At 47.3% G+C, this 17,599-nt stretch carries 10 protein-coding genes; 7 read left to right on the top strand and 3 right to left on the bottom strand.

The features are described from left to right. Positions 1–8: 8 nt before the first annotated feature. Genes rfbC through rfbF form a run of 3 tightly spaced genes read right to left on the bottom strand, consistent with a single transcriptional unit; the run spans position 9 to position 2,373 of the window. Entirely contained in the window at positions 9–533 is a 525-nt protein-coding gene (gene rfbC, locus GGU45_RS10620) for a dTDP-4-dehydrorhamnose 3,5-epimerase (RefSeq protein WP_435224548.1), read from the bottom strand. Further along, the gene (gene rfbG, locus GGU45_RS10615) at positions 530–1,612 is read right to left on the bottom strand and encodes a CDP-glucose 4,6-dehydratase (protein ID WP_435224546.1); all 1,083 of its coding nucleotides are present in this window, start codon (positions 1,610–1,612) and stop codon (positions 530–532) included. Before rfbG ends, rfbC begins: the two co-directional genes overlap by 4 nt. Beyond that, positions 1,597–2,373 carry a glucose-1-phosphate cytidylyltransferase gene (rfbF, locus tag GGU45_RS10610; RefSeq protein ID WP_435224544.1) on the bottom strand — a complete coding sequence of 259 codons (777 nt, stop codon included), beginning with the start codon at positions 2,371–2,373 and terminating at the stop codon, positions 1,597–1,599. The genes rfbG and rfbF overlap by 16 nt, the downstream gene beginning before the upstream one ends. Before the next feature lie 361 nt (positions 2,374–2,734). Between rfbF and GGU45_RS10605 the strand changes: the two genes are divergently transcribed. The 7 genes from GGU45_RS10605 to GGU45_RS10575 all read left to right on the top strand — a co-directional run bounded on the left by GGU45_RS10605 (position 2,735) and on the right by GGU45_RS10575 (position 17,391). Beyond that, a complete protein-coding gene (locus GGU45_RS10605; RefSeq protein ID WP_435224543.1) occupies positions 2,735–5,455 on the top strand; it encodes a DUF8487 domain-containing protein in 2,721 nt (906 codons plus the stop codon). 364 nt (positions 5,456–5,819) lie between these two features. Then, entirely contained in the window at positions 5,820–6,707 is an 888-nt protein-coding gene (locus GGU45_RS10600) for an AraC family transcriptional regulator (protein WP_435224541.1), read from the top strand. Between the two features lie 259 nt (positions 6,708–6,966). Beyond that, complete coding sequence (locus tag GGU45_RS10595; RefSeq protein WP_435224539.1) at positions 6,967–10,221, top strand: SusC/RagA family TonB-linked outer membrane protein; 3,255 nt, start codon at positions 6,967–6,969, stop codon at positions 10,219–10,221. 38 nt (positions 10,222–10,259) lie between these two features. Next, the gene (locus GGU45_RS10590) at positions 10,260–12,191 is read left to right on the top strand and encodes a RagB/SusD family nutrient uptake outer membrane protein (RefSeq protein WP_435224537.1); all 1,932 of its coding nucleotides are present in this window, start codon (positions 10,260–10,262) and stop codon (positions 12,189–12,191) included. A gap of 20 nt (positions 12,192–12,211) precedes the next feature. Then, entirely contained in the window at positions 12,212–13,465 is a 1,254-nt protein-coding gene (locus GGU45_RS10585; protein ID WP_435224535.1) for a DUF5000 domain-containing lipoprotein, read from the top strand. A 28-nt stretch (positions 13,466–13,493) separates the two neighbouring features. Beyond that, complete coding sequence (locus GGU45_RS10580; RefSeq protein ID WP_435224534.1) at positions 13,494–14,537, top strand: DUF4998 domain-containing protein; 1,044 nt, start codon at positions 13,494–13,496, stop codon at positions 14,535–14,537. A gap of 139 nt (positions 14,538–14,676) precedes the next feature. After that, complete coding sequence (locus GGU45_RS10575; RefSeq protein WP_435224532.1) at positions 14,677–17,391, top strand: DUF8487 domain-containing protein; 2,715 nt, start codon at positions 14,677–14,679, stop codon at positions 17,389–17,391. Positions 17,392–17,599 lie beyond the last annotated feature (208 nt).

The raw sequence follows: 17,599 nt of genomic DNA, 5'->3' as shown, positions 1-17,599 counted from the left end.
GTTCCTTCCTATAACAGGGGATGCTGCCGGTCACGGTCCGATAGTTCAACCACCTCCAGCGGCCATTGTATGCCGATCCTGGGGTCGTTATGCCGCAGGCCCGATTCGGCCGCCTGTGTATAAAATTCCGAATGGCAATAAACGAGCTCTACGTCATCCGTAAGCGCCTGGAAGCCATGTGCAAATCCTTCCGGGATATACATCATCTGCTTGTTTAACGCGGAGATCTCGGCCCCAAACCATTGCAAATGAGTTGGCGAGTTTTCCCGGAGATCCACTATTACATCATAGACAGCGCCTGCAATACAACGTACCAGCTTTATCTCCGCATGGGGCGGTTGCTGAAAATGCAGGCCCCGTACTGTTCCCTTTAAGGCCGTATAAGAGTGATTCATCTGTACCCATTCTTTATGATGACCGATCTCTGCAAAGCTGTTTTTACAGAAGGTGCGCATGAACCATCCGCGGGTATCTCCCAAAACCCTGGGCGTAACCAGGAAACTGCCCGATAAAGGAGTGGAGGTAAATATCATAATGCCATATACCGGTTGATCTGGTTAACGGTAAAGGATGCTGCTGCCGCGGCTGGTTGCCGGTACCAGTCGATGGTCCAGTTAACAGCGTCTTTCGCCGTTAATTTTGGATGCCAGTTTAACTGTTGTTTCGCCTTTTCTATATTCAACTGTAGCAGGTGCGCTTCATGTACGGCCTGCGGGTTGCTGCCATCCTTCCAGCTGCCGCTGCCCCATGCGGCAATTGCTTGTTCGGCGAGCTCTTTTACAGTAAGATGATCGGAAGGCTCTGGTCCAAAATTATAAGCACCGCTGTAAGCAGGATCCTGGTGCAGTGTTGAAGCCAGCAGCAGGTAACCACCCAGTGGTTCCAATACATGCTGCCAGGGACGTACTGCCGCGGGGTTGCGTACAAGGATCGCCTGCTGGTTTTTTAATGCGGTTACAATATCCGGCAGGATCCGGTCTTTGCTAAAGTCGCCGCCACCAATCACATTGCCCGCCCTTACGGAAGCCAATGCCTTTTGATGGTGAACATAGTCTGCCGTATTAAAAAAAGAATTCCGGAAGGAGGCTACAACCAGCTCAGCACAGGCTTTGCTGGCGCTGTAAGGGTCATAACCGCCTAAAGGATCCTCTTCTTTATAAAGGATGTCCTGTTCTTTATTTTCGTATACCTTGTCTGTGGTAATGACCAGTGTTGTACACTTCCCGGTTACTTTTTGCAGGGACTCCAGCAGGTTGGCGGTGCCCGCTACGTTCACTTCAAATGTTTCTGCAGGAATGTCATAGCTCCGGCGCACCAGGGGCTGTGCCGCCAGGTGAAAAATATAATCGGGCTGAAAGGCCGCTATTTCACCGGCCAGTCTTGTTTTGTTGCGGATGTCGGCAATAACAGTTTCGCCGGGGGCAAAGGGTTGTGTTACATTAAAGATACAGGCCGCGTTTTCCGGGGCAAGGGCGTATCCTTTTACCCGGGCGCCCAGTTCCTTTAACCACAACGCCAGCCAGGTGCCTTTAAATCCTGTATGCCCGGTGATGAATACTTTTTTTCCGGAGTAAGCGGTCGTGAGCGCTGCTTTGTTTACCACAGTTTCCATTTTGCGTTGTTGTTTTGCCAGAGCGTTTCCAGTTCGATCTTATCTCTCAATGCATCCATCGGTTTCCAGAACCCGGTATGTTTGAAAGCGGCCAGTTGCCCGGCGTCTGCCAGCTGTTCCAGTGGTTCATCTTCCCACATCATATTGCTCATGTCGCCCTGCAGATAACTGAATACTTCCGGTTTCAATGCAAAAAAGCCTCCGTTGATCCATTTGCTTTCGTCCTTGGCCTTTTCGCGAAAGGCGGATACATTATTGTCCGCGTCCAGCTCCAGTCCGCCAAAACGGGAGTCCATCTGGACGGCGGTAACGGTTGCAATTTTGTTATGCTGCTGATGATAGTTGAGCAACTGCCGGATATTGACATCGCTGACCCCATCCCCATAGGTGAGCATGAAGTCCTCATTGCCGATATATTTTTGTACCTGTTGTAAACGGCCGGCTGTTTTGGTGAGGGTGCCGGTTTCGACCAGGGTTACCTTAAAATTTTCGCTGGCGCTGGCATGGTAGTCGATAGAATTGTTGGCAAGGTCCACCGTGAGGTCTGCGTTGTGTAAAAAGTACTGTGTAAAATATTCTTTTATAACATAGCCTTTGTACCCGAGGCATACAACAAATTCGTTGAACCCGTAGTGGCTGTAGAGTTTCATAATATGCCAGAGGATCGGTTTTCCCCCGATCTCGACCATTGGTTTGGGCCGTACATCGGTTTCTTCTGACAAACGGGTGCCCAATCCCCCTGCAAAAATGACTACTTTCATATCAAATCCTCCGTTTTCTTGTGAGATCAGCAAAAATAGGCCTTATCCCCAGGATTCCGGCTGCCTTAGGGGGCTTAAATCGAATGATTGCTTCAAAAACTGTGCGAAGGTGTTTTTTTGATGTGTAAATGCCATGTTTGCTCTGCAAAAAATAGTAGTGCTAATTATTGCCCGTAGCCGCAACGCGGCGATAATTTCAGGTAAATCCTGTTTCTAAACAGTCTCTGCGCGTAGCTTGGTATATAGTGTGATTGTTGTAATAAAATCGTCCATCCTATTCATAATATCTGCTATGGATGTGTGGCTGCCGTTAATCGCTTTTTTACGAACTTGCCCCTGTCTTATTCAGATTTTATATATTATGAGGAAAAAAGTATATCGTATCGCTTTTTTTATCGCAGCAACGGCCTGCACTGCAGTTCAGGGACAACAAAAAATAGATCTTGCCGGCAATTGGCTGGTAGCGCTTGATTCGGCCAGGGTTTCCTCACCTGCGTTGCCCGAAACAAAAGCATTTAGCCTGCAGGTAGCATTACCCGGCACGCTCGATGATGCAGGCATCGGTTACCCGCCGCGGGTAACTACCGATGTAATGAACAAGGAGGTGATGCGCAACCTGTGGAGAAAGAATCGGTTTGTGGGCACGGCCTGGTACCGGCGGGTGATAGAGGTACCAAAGAGTTTCGGGCAAAAAAAACTGAAGCTGCTGCTGGAACGTGTAATCTGGAAAACCACAGTGTTTATTGATGGTAAAGAACTGGGATCAGCTGCCAGCCTCAGCGCACCGCAGGAGTTTGCGTTGCCGGCTCTTGCTCCTGGCAAACATTCCATTGTACTTAGAGTAAACAACCGTCAGCAATTTTCCATCGGGGATGCCACGCATGCGTATACCGATGGAACACAGATTATATGGAATGGCGTAATTGGAAAAATGGAAATCACCGCGCAGGAACAATCGATCGACGGGGTAATGATCATCCCGGATATAGAGCAAAACAAGGTGTTGTTACAGGTGAAACTGAACGCGGTACAGCACCAGGAGGAAACAAATCATTTGAAGGCTGTTGTTGCTTATAAAGGCAAACCGGTCATATCAAAGAGCATAGTGATGAGCGGAAGCAGCGCCGTTATAGAGCTTCCCATCACGCAGGCAAAACTATGGGATGAGTTTTCGCCCAACCTGTACACGGCCACCGTAAAGCTGCTAAAAGGAACCAGGGTAGCCGATAGCTATACGGGTAATTTTGGTATGCGCCGGCTCAGCAACCGGCATGGTCTTTTGCAAATTAATGAGCACCGCATGTTTTTGCGCGGTACGCTGGAGTGTGCTGTTTTTCCGCTGACCGGTCATCCGCCCATGCAGAAAGCGGGCTGGTTAAAGTTGATGAAAACTGCAAAAAGCTATGGCCTCAATCACCTGCGCTTTCATAGCTGGTGCCCGCCCGAGGCGGCATTTGCTGTAGCGGACTCCCTTGGATTATACCTGCAGGTAGAATTGCCTTTTTGGGCCGGCGTTCCGGAAAAGGAGGATCCCACCCTCCGGTTCCTGAAGCAGGAGGCCGCACGGATCATCAAGAATTATGGCAACCATCCGTCCTTTTGCTTTTTTAGTATGGGCAATGAGCTGGAAGGGAACTTTAACTGGCTGAACGCGCTGGTGCAGGAGCTGAAGAGCCAGGATGCGCGTCATCTTTATACAACCACTTCTTTTTCCTTTGGAAAAGGGAGCTGGCCTCAGCCCGAAGATCAATACTATATTACACAGTGGACCCGCAAGGGCTGGGTGCGCGGGCAAGGTATTTTTAATACCCGGCCGCCCCGCTTTGATGAAGACTACAGGCGTTCCATCGACAGTGTTCCTGTTCCTGTGGTGACCCATGAAATTGGCCAGTATTCGGTATACCCAAATATGAAGGAGATCAGGAAATATACCGGGGTATTGGAGCCGCTTAATTTTATTACGATAAAGAAAGATCTGGAGAAGAAAGGCCTGCTTCCGCTTGCCGGTGATTTTTTAAAGGCCAGCGGAAAACTGGCGGCTGATTTGTATAAGGAGGAGATAGAACGGGCGCTGAAAACGCCCCGCATGAGCGGATTTCAGCTGCTGGACCTGCATGATTTCCCGGGACAAAGCACGGCGCTGGTTGGATTGCTGGATGCTTTCTGGGATAATAAGGGGATCATTGGTGCAAAAGATTTTTCGAAATTCTGCGGGCCTGTAGTGCCGCTGCTGCGGTTTGAAAAAGCGGTATATACCAGTGATGAGACTTTTTCCGGGATTGTCGAAATGGCCAATTTTACAAATGCGCCCTTAAAAAATACAACGGTGATATGGTCTGTAGCCGATGCGGCCGGAAAAAAGCTCGGTGGTGGCGAATGGCAGGCAGGGGATATTCCCGTGGGCAATGGAAACCATGTGGGCAAGCTGGAATATGCATTGAAAAACGTTACCGTTGCAAAAAAGCTCATTGTAAAACTGCAGGTAAAAAATGCGGGATACAGTAACGAATGGCCGGTTTGGGTATATCCTCCAACACCCGTGGTGAAAGCTGATAATGTCTGTTTTACGACCCTGCCCGATGAAGCCTTGCGTCTTTTAGATCAGGGCAAAAATGTCGTCCTCAATCCTGATACGGCAGCTGTGAAGGGTGTAGCAGGACGCTATACCACCGTGTTCTGGAGCCCGGTGCATTTTCCGGATCAGCCGGGAGCGATGGGCTTGCTGATCGATAGTTCCAGCAAGGCGTTTTCCCGATTTCCTACAGAAACCTATTCCACCTGGCAGTGGTGGGATATGGTCCTGCATTCCAAGTCGATGATATTGGATGGCCTGCCGGTAAAAATCAAACCGCTGGTGCGGGTGGTAGATAACTTTTTCAAAAACCGCAGCATGGCCGCACTAATAGAAGTGAAAGCAGGTAAAGGAAAGCTGATCATTTGTTCCATGGATCTTCATACCAACCTGGAGCAGCGCCCTGCTGCCCGGCAACTGCGTTATAGCCTGATGCAATATGCAGGAAGTGATCAATTCAATCCATCGGATGCATTAAGTAACCAGACTATCAAAGGACTGTTTCGATAAGCATGCTTCTGTATTTCAGTGGCAAAGCATAGAATCTCTCCGTTAAAAAACAATGCAAGAAATGTTATGTTTACAAATTTTCCGGGTGCATTCCAAATTGTCGCTGTCATGCTAAATTTATTTCAGCATCTATACATATTGCCGCTCAATAGACCTTGAAACAAGAATAGATCCCGGATCAAGCCCGGGATGACATCTTCGGGGTGACATTACGTTTATGGGAGTGCGACAATTTGGAATGCGCTCAAATTTTCCTTACAGGATATAAATATTTCTTTTTTTGCTAATTTTGCGGGTAAATTAACGATTCGTGCATAGGATAACAGGGGTGCTGAAAAGTTGTTGGCTTAATAAATAAAACATCATGAACCAACATAGAAAAAAAGACGGGTTTAATGCGCAGCGTGCCGTTGTACTGCCCAATATTGTGATAAAGCAATGTGAGCAGCATCCCATTATATCAAACCTGCATATTACGGATATTGGCTACTATCCCAATGCTGAAGGGCATTACCGGTACCGCGAACATGGGTCGCCGCAAAATATCCTTATATATTGCACCAGCGGAAAGGGGTGGGCGAAGATAGGAGGGCGGGAGCTAATCGTTGAACCAGGCGACTACCTGATCCTGCCAAAACAGTGCAAACATATTTACGGCGCCGATGAAGCAACGCCCTGGTCCATTTTTTGGGTCCATTTTAAAGGCAGCAGTGCTGCTCATTTTGTACAGGAGCTTAAAAAAGTCCGCAATGATTTTACCGGGTTTGTTTCCTATGACGAGCGAAGGTTTCAGTTGTTTGACGATATCTATCATACACTTGAAGCGGGCTATAGCATCGACAACCTGAACTATGTAAACATGCAGTTTGGCTATTTTCTTGCAACATTTTGTTACCCGCATATTTTCAAACCGAAAATTGCCCAGGAAGAAAACGAAATTGAAAAGGTTATACGGTTTATGCGCGATAACATTGAAAGAACACTTTCACTTGAAGAGATTGCCGCGCACGTACATCGTTCGGTGTCTCATTTTTGCGCCCTGTTTAAAAAAGGTACCGGATATGCGCCTTTGGAGTATTTTGGCCAGATCAGGATACAGCGGGCCTGTCAGCTGCTTGAGTTTTCGGACCTGCATATAAAGGAAGTGGCCTACCGGCTGGGGTACAGGGATCCCTTCTATTTTTCACGGCTGTTTTCAAAGTTCATGGGCCAGTCCCCGGCCGCATACAGGAAAAGAAAAAAAATTGCCTGAGGATTTCCGTTGATTGCGCGGAATTGCATAGAACTGCCGACTTAAACCAGCGCTTATCAATGCATTCAAATAATTTATAACTCCATAATCCTATAACGGTTTTATAATGTGATAAGGCCATAATACCTGGCGCAAACCCGGATGCTATCGCTTCTATCGTAGTCATAAAATAGTCCATAGATTTCGTTGGTGAATCCATTGCTTTTTTTTTTGATTGCACCTTACTTTGTAAGAAATTAAAAACTTAAAACATCTTGCCATGCGAAAAAAACGAAACCGGCTGCCCGGGCTTGCGTTGCTTCTTTGTATTTTGTCTTGCTGGGGTAATGTGATAGCACAAAACTCAAAAATTACCATTACGGGAAATGTAGTAGATTCAAGTAATGCTAATTTAAGCGGCGCCACCGTTTCTGCCACGGGAAAAACGACGGCAGCAACAAGCACCGACCTCAATGGCAAATTTGTAATTGATGTAGAACCAGGAACGCAACTTATTTTTTCAATGGTGGGCTTTGTAGCACAAACGGTGACCACCACAGCACAAACAAAAGAATTGCAGATAAAACTGCTGCCGGCAAAGTCCGATATGGAAAATGTGGTTATTACTGCATTCGGAAAAAAGCAGGTAAAAGAAGCGGTAGTGGGTTCGGTGGCCACTATTGAGCCGGGAAAGATGATTACTCCGGCCAGCAATCTTACCAATGCCCTGGTAGGCCAGGTAGCGGGAATCATTGGTTTTCAGCAAAGCGGTCAACCAGGCCTTGATAATTCCAACTTTTTTGTAAGAGGGGCTACAACGTTCGGTTACCGGCAGGAGCCTATTATCCTAATTGATAATATTGAGCTTACCAAAGATGATCTGGCCCGCCTGCAGGTAGATGATATTGCCAGTTTTACCATACTGAAAGATGCCAGCTCTACAGCCCTGTATGGCGCCAGGGGGGCGAACGGCGTTATATTGGTGACCACTAAAAGAGGGGCTTCGGGTAAACCAAAGATCGACCTGAGGGTTGACAATGTAATTTCGGAAGCCACCAAAATGATCGACCTGGCGAACCCCATTACCTATATGAACATTTATAACCAGGCAGAGGGTGCAAGACCTCCTTTTAAAGAAGCGTTTTTTACGGCAGATAAAATATACAATACCCAGCAAACGATCAACAATACGCCGGGGAGTAACCGTTATGTATACCCGGCAGTGGACTGGCTGGACCTGCTGTTCAAAAAAAGAACCAGCAACACCAAAGCAACGGCCAACGTAAGCGGCGGCGGTAATACTGCCCGGTATTTTATTTCCGGCACTTACAACGTTGACAACGGAAACCTGAAGCGCAGCCCTATGAATGACTTCAACAATAACGTGCGTTTTAAAACCTACCAATTGAGAGGCAATATCGATATGGATGTTACCAAAACAACGCTGGTTTCGCTTGATCTTTGGGGTAATTTTAATGAATACAGCGGCCCCATCACCAATGATGCCAGCTTTAGCACCGATCTTTATGCTCAGGCTACCCACACCAGCCCGGTTTTGTTTGCGCCCTATTATGAGCCGGACTCGGCCAACCGCCTTACCCAGCATATTCTTTTTGGTAATGGCTTAGGTGCAGGCTCCAGCGGGGGATTTAATGGGTCTTTGCAATATTACAATCCTTATGCCGAAATGTTAAGAGGGTTTAAAACCTTTTCTACATCTACCATGCAGGCTATTTTAAAATTGAATCAAAAGCTCGATTTTATTACCCGGGGTCTTTCCTTTAACGGTTTTTTCAGCACCAACAGGTATGCTTATTTCGATTACCAGATGGCTTACAAGCCCTTCTATTACACAGTACAGCTTCCTTCCGGTTATGACAGAACCAATAATACCTATAGCCTTTACTGGATCAACTCCGCTCCCGGGGAAGCCACGGAGTACCTCATTTATCAGGCCGGTCAAAAGAATGCCACATCAACCGTGCATTTCCAGGGCAACCTGAACTATAGCCGCCGCTTTGGCGATCATAAAATTGATGCCGACCTGGTGGGCATACGTACCCAAAAGCTCAATGCCAACGGTACTGCGCCCAATAGCAATACACCCAGTCTGCAATATGCCTTGCCTTACCGCAACCTGAATTTTGCGGGCAAAATAAACTATACCTATAAAGACCGGTACGTACTGGAACATGGCTTTGGGTACAATGGTACAGAGCGTTTTGCCGAGCATAGCCGGTTTGGTTATTTCCCAACCGGAGGGGTGGCATGGATTGTGTCGAGAGAAAAATTCTGGGGTGATAAAATTTCCAATATCATCAGTTCACTCAAATTAAGAGCATCTGTAGGACTTTCAGGTAACGACAATATCGGCCCCCAGCGTTTTTACTACCTTTCTGATGTATCGCTCGGTGGCGGATTTGGAAGCGGCTCTTTTGCCGGATCGGTTTTTGGCAGCAACAATACCAACATACGTCCGGGTGTAGCTATCAGAAATTACCCCAACCCGGATGTTACCTGGGAACGTTCCACCAGCTTTAACTATGGTATGGATATAACAATAGCCCGCAAGCTGGACATCATTGCAGAGTATTGGACCATGCATAAAAAGAATATCTTATTGGAACGGCTGGTACCCCAATCTACCGGGCTGGAAGCATCATTGTTTGCTAACCTGGGCTCTGCAAAATCGCACGGGGTCGATCTGACGGCCAATTACCTGCAGCAGTTTTCCAGTGATTTAACCGCTCAGTTCATGGGCAACTTCACCTACTCCCAGGGGCGTTATACCAGTTTTGAGGAACCTAACTATATCGAATCCTACAGGTATACCAATGGAAGCATATTGGGTCAACCACGGGGTTATATTGCCGAGCGCCTTTTTGTTGATGACAAGGAAGCCGCCTCATCGCCCAGCCAGGTTTTTCCGGGTGCAACCGGACCTGTTATGGGCGGGGATATTAAATATCGCGATTTGAATGGTGATGGCCGGATAACCGGTGCAGACATGGCGCCCATCGGCTTTCCCGTAACGCCCCAGATCGCATACGGTTTTGGGTTTACACTGCGTTATAAGGCCTTTGACCTGGGAACCCGGTTCCAGGGATCTGCACGTACTTCATTTTTTATTAACCCGCGTACTACAAGTCCCTTTATAGTTCCGCCGGGGCTTCGGGGACAAACTTCGCTGCTGCAGGCTTATGCGGATGACCACTGGTCTTTCGATAACCAGGATATGTACGCGTTGTACCCGCGCATGGCTACCCAGGCCCAGTTAATTGAAAACAACATGCAAACCAGCACCTGGTGGATCAGGAACGGCAGCTATCTTCGTATGAAATATGCTGAGCTGGGATACTCGCTGCCACGGAACCTGGTTGACAAAATGCACCTGACCAAATGCCGTTTATATATGAGTGCCACCAACCTGATCAATTTTACCAACTTTAAATTATGGGATGTGGAAATGGGTGGAAATGCGTTTAACTACCCGCTGCAGCGCCAGTATAGCCTGAGTATTAATATCGGGCTGTAAAATGAAGATTAATATACAGATTTCAAAAATCGTAAAATATGCTTAAAAATAATTCACTTTTAATAAAACTGTTCCTGGGCGGCGTGCTTTTCATCAGCATGGTTTCATCCTGTAAAAAGTTTTTAGATGTAACACCACCGAATGTAGGCACGCTGGACTATGCGTTCAGAAACCGGAACGAAGCCGAAAACTATTTATTTACCTGTTACAATGCGCTTCAATCGCTTTCTTACGCCAGCGATCCGGGCTTTGCTATTTCTTCTGAAATCATCTATCCCCCGGAGCTGGGCGGTATTGCCACTTTTTTGCAAATAGCAAGAGGAAATGCCATGACTACATCGGCTCCTTTATTGAATTACTGGGAAGGGGCGCTTGGGGGCGTCAATCTTTTTCAGGCAATCCGCAAGTGCAATATTATGCTCGAAAATATTGACAAGCCTATTGACCTTACAGCGGGCGAAAAAGCAAGATGGATAGCAGAGGTTAAATTTTTGAAAGCTTATTACATCTATTACCTGGCTCGCATGTATGGGCCCATACCCCTGTATAAAGAAAATTTTCCTATCGATGCTCCTACAGAGGCATTGCAGATAAGAAGGGAACCTGTGGATGAAGTGTTTAAGTATGTGGCACAGCTATTAGACGAAGCGAGCGCCGATTTGCCGCAGCAGATATTAAACCCTGTTGATGAGCTGGGCCGTGTTACGAAGCTGATAGCCCTGTCGGTAAAAGCAGAGGTGTTGGCTACTGCGGCCAGCCCGTTGTTTAATGGAAACCCCGATTACGCTGATTTTAAAGACAAAGAAGGAACACAGCTGTTTAATCCCTCTTTCGATGTTCAGAAATGGACCCGGGCCGCAACGGCTTGCAAGGCCGCTATTGATGAAGCAGCCTTAGTGGGGAAGAGATTGTATGAGTTTGTTCCAAATGCTACTTTTCCGCCTAATCTTTCAGATTCGCTGAAACGGTTGCTGACCATTCAAAACGCCATTACAGAAAAATGGGATATCAACCCCGAGCTGATCTGGGCGCTTAATTTCACCTTCCCCTATCAGCCTCAATGTATGGCACGTATCTATTCGGCTAATTCCGGATCGGAAAACTCTTATGGCGCCCCGGGTACATTTGCTGTTCCGATTGCCACAACGGAGTTGTTCTACACCAATCATGGCGTGCCCATCGAAGAAGATAAAACCTGGGATTATAACGGCCGTTTTAATTTGCGTACCAGCGATGATGCCCATTCCTTTTATATTGTTCCTAATTACAGTACTATAGCAGCCAATTTTAACAGGGAACCCCGATATTATGCCAGTATTGGCTTTGACGGCGGCTACTGGTACGGCGGCGGTACCATCGATCAGAAAGCGATGAAAAGCGTGAAGGCGCAGGGCCCCAATAGCATATCCGGACCAATGGATGCGGCCCGGACCAATATTACCGCCATCTGGCCTAAAAAGCTTGTACATTATCTATCCAATTATATTGATGATAAGCCCGTGAGCATCGAACCTTATCATATGCCCAGGATGCGGTTATCGGGATTGTTCTTATTGTATGCCGAGTGTTTGAACGAGGCAAACGGACCATCGCCGGAGGTATATGAATATATTGATAAAGTGCGGGCTAAAGCGGGATTGAACGGAGTGGTGGCCTCCTGGACCAATTTTTCCAAAACCCCCGGCGCGGTAAGCACCAAAGATGGCATGCGCCGGATCATACATCGCGAGCGGAGATCAGAACTGTGTTTTGAAGCCCAGGCGGGATGGGATTTGCGGAGATGGAAAGAAATGACCGGGCAGCTTTCAAGACCCATGCAGGGATGGAGTATCCGGCAATCGACCCCCCAGACTTTTTATCAGCAGGTAACCCAGTTTATACCGGCTTACACTAACAGAGATTATTTATGGCCTTTGTCGGATGCGGTAATACTTTATAATAAAAAGAATGTTCAGAACCCCCTTTGGTAGTTATCCAAAACAATACAGATATGAAAAATAAAATAATTGTGCCAATTGCGATTTTTGCGGCCTTTCTCTTTGCTTCCTGCACCAAGGCGGGCCAGGGCAACGAAGTAGTTTCAACCGACATGACCAAGCCTCAGCCCGTAAGCAATGTTAGTGTGCAAAATGTCAACGGCGGGGCTGTTATTACTTATACGCTTCCCCGCACACAGAACACTTTATATGTGCAGGCAGATTACACGATCAATGATAAAACCGGCGCTGTTCGCCAAACCAAATCGAGCTACTACAGTGATACTACCGTGGTGGAGGGTTTTGCGGAGTCGAAGGATTACGAGGTAGAACTGAAGGTGGTTACAAGAGCCGGCGTTGCTTCTGATCCCGTTAAAGTAACCGTGCATCCGGACACTCCACCTTATCTGCTTGTGCGTCAGACCCTGAGCCTGAGTCCCGATTTTTCGGGCGTGGCGGCAGCGGCGGAAAATCCCTTAAAGAAAAACATAGGCGTGGTGATGATCTATAATGACCCCGGCTTTGGAAAGTATATTATACGCGAGCAGCGGTATAGCAATTTTGAAGAAATAAAATACAGCACCCGTGGATTGGATACCCTTCCAAAATTGATGGGCGCCTATGTGGCCGATGCCTTTGGCAATGTTTCTGACACCCTTTTTGAAACGATTGAACCCTTGTATGAAGTGCCCCTGGACCGGAACCGGTTTTTTGATTATACCCTGCCAACAGACAAGCCGCCTTATCAGCCAAGCTATGGTGTATTTAAACTCTATAATGGTATTGTGGCCCAGGAAGACTGCTGGCATACAGCTATCTTGCAGGGGGCCGATAATACGTTCCCTTATACCTGCACTTTTGGTATCGGACTAAAGGCGAAGTTGAGCCGCTTTACCATCTGGGACCGGCCATTTCCAGGCAGGTACTGGGGCGGGGAAAATGCTAAAGTATTCTCCATCTGGGGATCCGATAAGGATCAGCCTGCAGACCGTGCGCTGCTTCCCGGGCAGCCCGAAGGAACGGTAATGGGGGATTGGGTGAACCTTGGCAATTACAGGTTTCCTGATCCGCCATCGGGTAACCAGGCCAGCCCCGGAACTGTAACATCGGCAGATATTGCATTCTGGAATGCCGGCATAGAATTTAATATTCCTATTTCCGCAATACCGGTAAAATATATACGTTTTGCGCTGGAACAAAACTGGGGCGGCAGTAACTATGGGGCTGTATCCGAGCTGCGGTTTTATGGTGATCCAAGATTGAGATAATCCGAATTAACAGACTAAAATATTTGATATGAACTTTAAAATAATAACCCTGCTGGCAATCCTGTTTTGTTTAACGGCTTGTGAAAAGGAGGGGTATAACTACGATAAATATCTAAATGGCAGGGAAATAACGTATACCGGTACGGTGAGCAACCTTAAGGCTAACCCGGGCAATCAGCGCGTTCAGCTCACCTGGAACCCCAGCTCAGACCCCACCATTGTAAAATACGTGATCCGGTACAACAGCCAGCGTGACTCGATAGTGGTAAACGCCAATGGCGAAACAACGGCACAAACTGTTAAAGCATATATTCCTGGGTTGGGTGAATATGTACAGGAATTTACACTATATACGTACGATGCGGCCGGCAACAAATCCATTGGCCAAACGATTACTGCTGTAAGGGTATATGGTCCCATTTATAGCAGTACCCTTCGTAACCGCCCATCATCCGGCGCCGGCTTCGACAATAGTGGAAATGTTTTAATTAATTTCACCGCCGCATTGGACACGGTTAATACCACCACCAGGCTTACCTACAAAAACACGGCGGGTGCCATAACCAATGTGTTGTTACATCCCGATTCCTTAAAAGTGGCGCTGCCAGGGTGGAAAGACGGAGAAAATGTACTGATACAGTCTGCTTATGTGCCCGTTAGAAATTCGGTAGATACTTTTTGGGTTTCCTATTCCGATACACTAAAAGGAAAAGATATTTTTTATAGTGCCCGGGTTGCCGGCAGCTTCACCTGCACCGGCACGCTTGAGCGCCAGCCCAATCCCGTTGAAGCCGTTAATGAAAATAAAGATATTTCCTACCAGGGTAATAATATCTTTAAAACAATTTTACCGGTATTTAATAACTCGGGGCTCACCCTCTACCTGCGTGTAAATGACGATAACAGTGTTACCATTATGCCCAATAGCGGTTCAGAAGCCAGTGTTGCCATAACCGCAGACGGGCCATGCAGCTTTGACCCGGTTGCAAAAAAATTCCTGGTCAATTTTACCTATACCAATACTTCCAACCTGTTTAGACGCGGAAGTATTGTGTACACAAGAAACTTGTGAATTTTGCCACAGATGCACCCATAAAATGCTGCATCCATGGCAGTCAGACAAACGAGGGCCCGCCTGCTTTTTAACGGGTGGGCTCTTTTTGTGTATTGTGGGTTGTATTCGTTGCTTTTGTCATTGTATTTTATCATTCATGAAAAAAATATTTCTACTCTTCGTTGCCCTTCTGTACATTTTATGCACCGCAGCCCAGCAGGCTATTTCGCTTAAAGGCAAATGGCGCGTGGGATTAGATAGCACCATTACCGAACCGCCGCCGGCTACAGGAGGGGGATCATTTTTTAAGTATACCATTCAACTCCCCGGAAGCCTGGACGAAGCAGGACTTGGAAACAGAGTGACGAACCTGCGTTTAGATGTGCTGAACCGCAAAGTCGCTTATACCGGTCCGGCATGGTATCACCGCACCATTACCATTCCTGTATCCTGGAAACAGAAGACTACTGTGCTTTTTATAGAACGGGCATTGTGGAAAGTGAATGTTTGGGTAGACGGAAAAAAGACACAGGATTTTGGTGAGCGCCTGCTTACCCCCAACAGGATAAAACTTGGCGTGTTATCGCCGGGCCAACATACACTGGTGGTTTGCGTGGATAACAGGCCGCTCTATAATATTGGTATCTGGAGCCATGCATACTCAGATATGATGCAAACCATTTGGAATGGTATGATTGGCCGTCTGGAACTGCAGGCGCAGGATAAAACTTCCATCAGTAATATAAAGGTTTATCCTTCGGCTGCAGAGAAAAAAATTACTGTGTCGCTTACCAAACATGGTTCGTCATCTGTTGCCGTAGCGTATACTCTCATGGAAAAAAAATCAAAAAAAATCCTTGCCCATGGTAAAAAGACCGGTACTGATTTTGAGATCCAGCTTCTCTCTCCCCGCCTTTGGGATGAGTTTGATCCATTTTTATATACGCTTATCATAAAAAATGGAGCGCAGGTAATAGCGCAGGATATCGGTTTCAGAAATATAACAACAGCAAATGGCCAGTTTATTATTAATGGTCGGCCGGTATTGATGCGGGGTACGCACGATGGCGGCATTTTTCCGCTCACCGGCTATCCCTCCTGTGATGTAAAGGACTGGCAACGGATTTTTTCGATCTGCAAATCCTACGGTCTTAACCATGTACGGTTTCATAGCTGGACACCGCCGCGTGCTGCATTTGAAGCGGCCGATGAAGCGGGTATTTACCTGCAATGCGAATTGCCATTTTTTGGCAATGAGGCGCCACCCATGGGCGCCGATACGGCCCGTGATCATTACTTAAAACGGGAGCTGAAAAGTGTATTAGATGCCTATGGCAATCATCCTTCATTTTGCATGGTGGCTATGGGCAATGAACTGCGGGGCAATTATAAAGTACTGGACGACCTGGTACAACAGGGGAAAACCTACGACCCCCGCCACCTTTATACCCGGGTATCCAACCCCGAAGCCGGGGGTAAATTTGAAGCCGGCCCTTACGATGATTTTTTGGTGCTGCATGCTTATCGCAAAGATGGTCGCCGGTATATGCGCCGTGGCGAAGAAATTTTTGATTTTGAAAAACCAGCTACGTTGTCTGACTACAGGGCTCCCGCCAAAGTACCCGTTATATCACACGAAGTAGGGCAGTGGTTTATATACCCCGGCTATAATGAAATAAAAAAGTATGCGGGTGTTCTTACGGTGCCGCATTACCAACAGTTTAGAACATTGATGGAAAAAAATGGTATGAAGGGCATGGATGCTTATTTTCAACAGGCATCGGGCAGGTTTGTTACTGAGTTGTATAAGGAGGAAATAGAGCGGCAGCTGCGCACGCCGGGTTATGGCGGGTTTCAGCTGCTCGATCTTCACGATTATCCGGGACAGGGTGTGGCGCTGGATGGCATACTGGATGCTTTTTGGGACTCTAAAGGTTTGGTAAAACCTACGGCATTTCGCCGGTTTTGCAGCGAGGCCGTACCGCTGCTGAGGATGAAAAAACGGGTATGGCAAACTGCTGAAACTTTTAACGCCAGTGCTGAAATAGCCTACTATGCAAAAAATAAAACACTGAAATTATTTCCCCAGTGGGAGGTTACTGACAGTGCGGGCCGCATATTGTATAACGGATCGCTGCCCGCCACTACGGTCACCAGCGGCTCATTACAGCAGTTGGGCGATGTCTCCTTTCCATTAGACAAGATTACAACAGCGCAAAAACTGACTATTACCGTTTTAGCAAAAGGCACGCCATATCAAAACAGCTGGAATATATGGGTATACCCTGCAATAAAAGAACTTTATACTGATATCCTAATTGCAGATACTCTGGATGCGGCAACCTCTGCTGCCTTGCAAGCAGGTAAAAAAATATTGCTGCTTACTGGCGCTCTGCAGAAAGCAAGACCGTTAAGATTTCCTACGCCATTCTGGAATACGCAATTGTTCCCGGATCAGCCTTCGGGCTGCGGCATATTGTGCAATCCTGCGCATCCGGCCTTTAAAGATTTTCCTACAGATTTTTACAGCAACTGGCAGTGGTGGGAGCTGTTGCATGCCCGCACGGCCAGCTACAGCCGTCCGCCGGCATCGGCAAAGCGTTCTGTTGTGTTAAATAAGCTCCCGCAAAATTACAAACCCTTGGTACAGGTAATTGACGATCCCTGGCATGGCAATAAACTGGGCGTGGTGTTTGAGCTGAAGATAGGTTCCGGCAAATTGTTGGTTTGTACCCTGGATATCAGCAGCAATCTTAGCGAACGGATTGTAGCGCGGCAACTAAGGTACTCCTTGCTGAACTATATGAGCAGCACGGCTTTCAGCCCGGTACAGGAATTGACTGCGGAAGAAGTTAGGGGATTGTTGTATTAGGTGTTCAAAAGTCGCTTTACAGCACAATGTCGTTCTCCCGGGTCCGAAGATGTCATCCCGGGCTTGACCCGGGATCTATTCCCGTTTCAGCATCTATAGACGAACCATCATCTTTAAATGCCGAAACAATCCCGATCGCCATCCTATCGTGTGGACACGTTTCGGGAGATTGATCGGTTATCACGAATAAAGATTACGATGGGGAGCC

Source organism: Niabella hirudinis, assembly GCF_051201075.1.
In the GTDB taxonomy this organism is placed as follows: Bacteria; Bacteroidota; Bacteroidia; order Chitinophagales; family Chitinophagaceae; genus Niabella; species Niabella hirudinis.
The sequence above is the reverse complement of the archived record's forward strand: the minus strand, read 5'-3'. Positions and strand labels throughout refer to the sequence as shown.

What these genes read in the sequence shown, in the direction of transcription:
- GGU45_RS10590 (WP_435224537.1), top strand. Translation starts at nt 10,260, where the DNA reads ATGCTTAAAAATAATTCACTTTTAATAAAACTGTTCCTGGGCGGCGTG.
- GGU45_RS10580 (WP_435224534.1), top strand. Translation starts at nt 13,494, where the DNA reads ATGAACTTTAAAATAATAACCCTGCTGGCAATCCTGTTTTGTTTAACG.
- GGU45_RS10600 (WP_435224541.1), top strand. Translation starts at nt 5,820, where the DNA reads ATGAACCAACATAGAAAAAAAGACGGGTTTAATGCGCAGCGTGCCGTT.
- GGU45_RS10595 (WP_435224539.1), top strand. Translation starts at nt 6,967, where the DNA reads ATGCGAAAAAAACGAAACCGGCTGCCCGGGCTTGCGTTGCTTCTTTGT.
- rfbF (WP_435224544.1), bottom strand. Translation starts at nt 2,373, where the DNA reads ATGAAAGTAGTCATTTTTGCAGGGGGATTGGGCACCCGTTTGTCAGAA.
- GGU45_RS10585 (WP_435224535.1), top strand. Translation starts at nt 12,212, where the DNA reads ATGAAAAATAAAATAATTGTGCCAATTGCGATTTTTGCGGCCTTTCTC.
- rfbC (WP_435224548.1), bottom strand. Translation starts at nt 533, where the DNA reads ATGATATTTACCTCCACTCCTTTATCGGGCAGTTTCCTGGTTACGCCC.
- GGU45_RS10605 (WP_435224543.1), top strand. Translation starts at nt 2,735, where the DNA reads ATGAGGAAAAAAGTATATCGTATCGCTTTTTTTATCGCAGCAACGGCC.
- GGU45_RS10575 (WP_435224532.1), top strand. Translation starts at nt 14,677, where the DNA reads ATGAAAAAAATATTTCTACTCTTCGTTGCCCTTCTGTACATTTTATGC.
- rfbG (WP_435224546.1), bottom strand. Translation starts at nt 1,612, where the DNA reads ATGGAAACTGTGGTAAACAAAGCAGCGCTCACGACCGCTTACTCCGGA.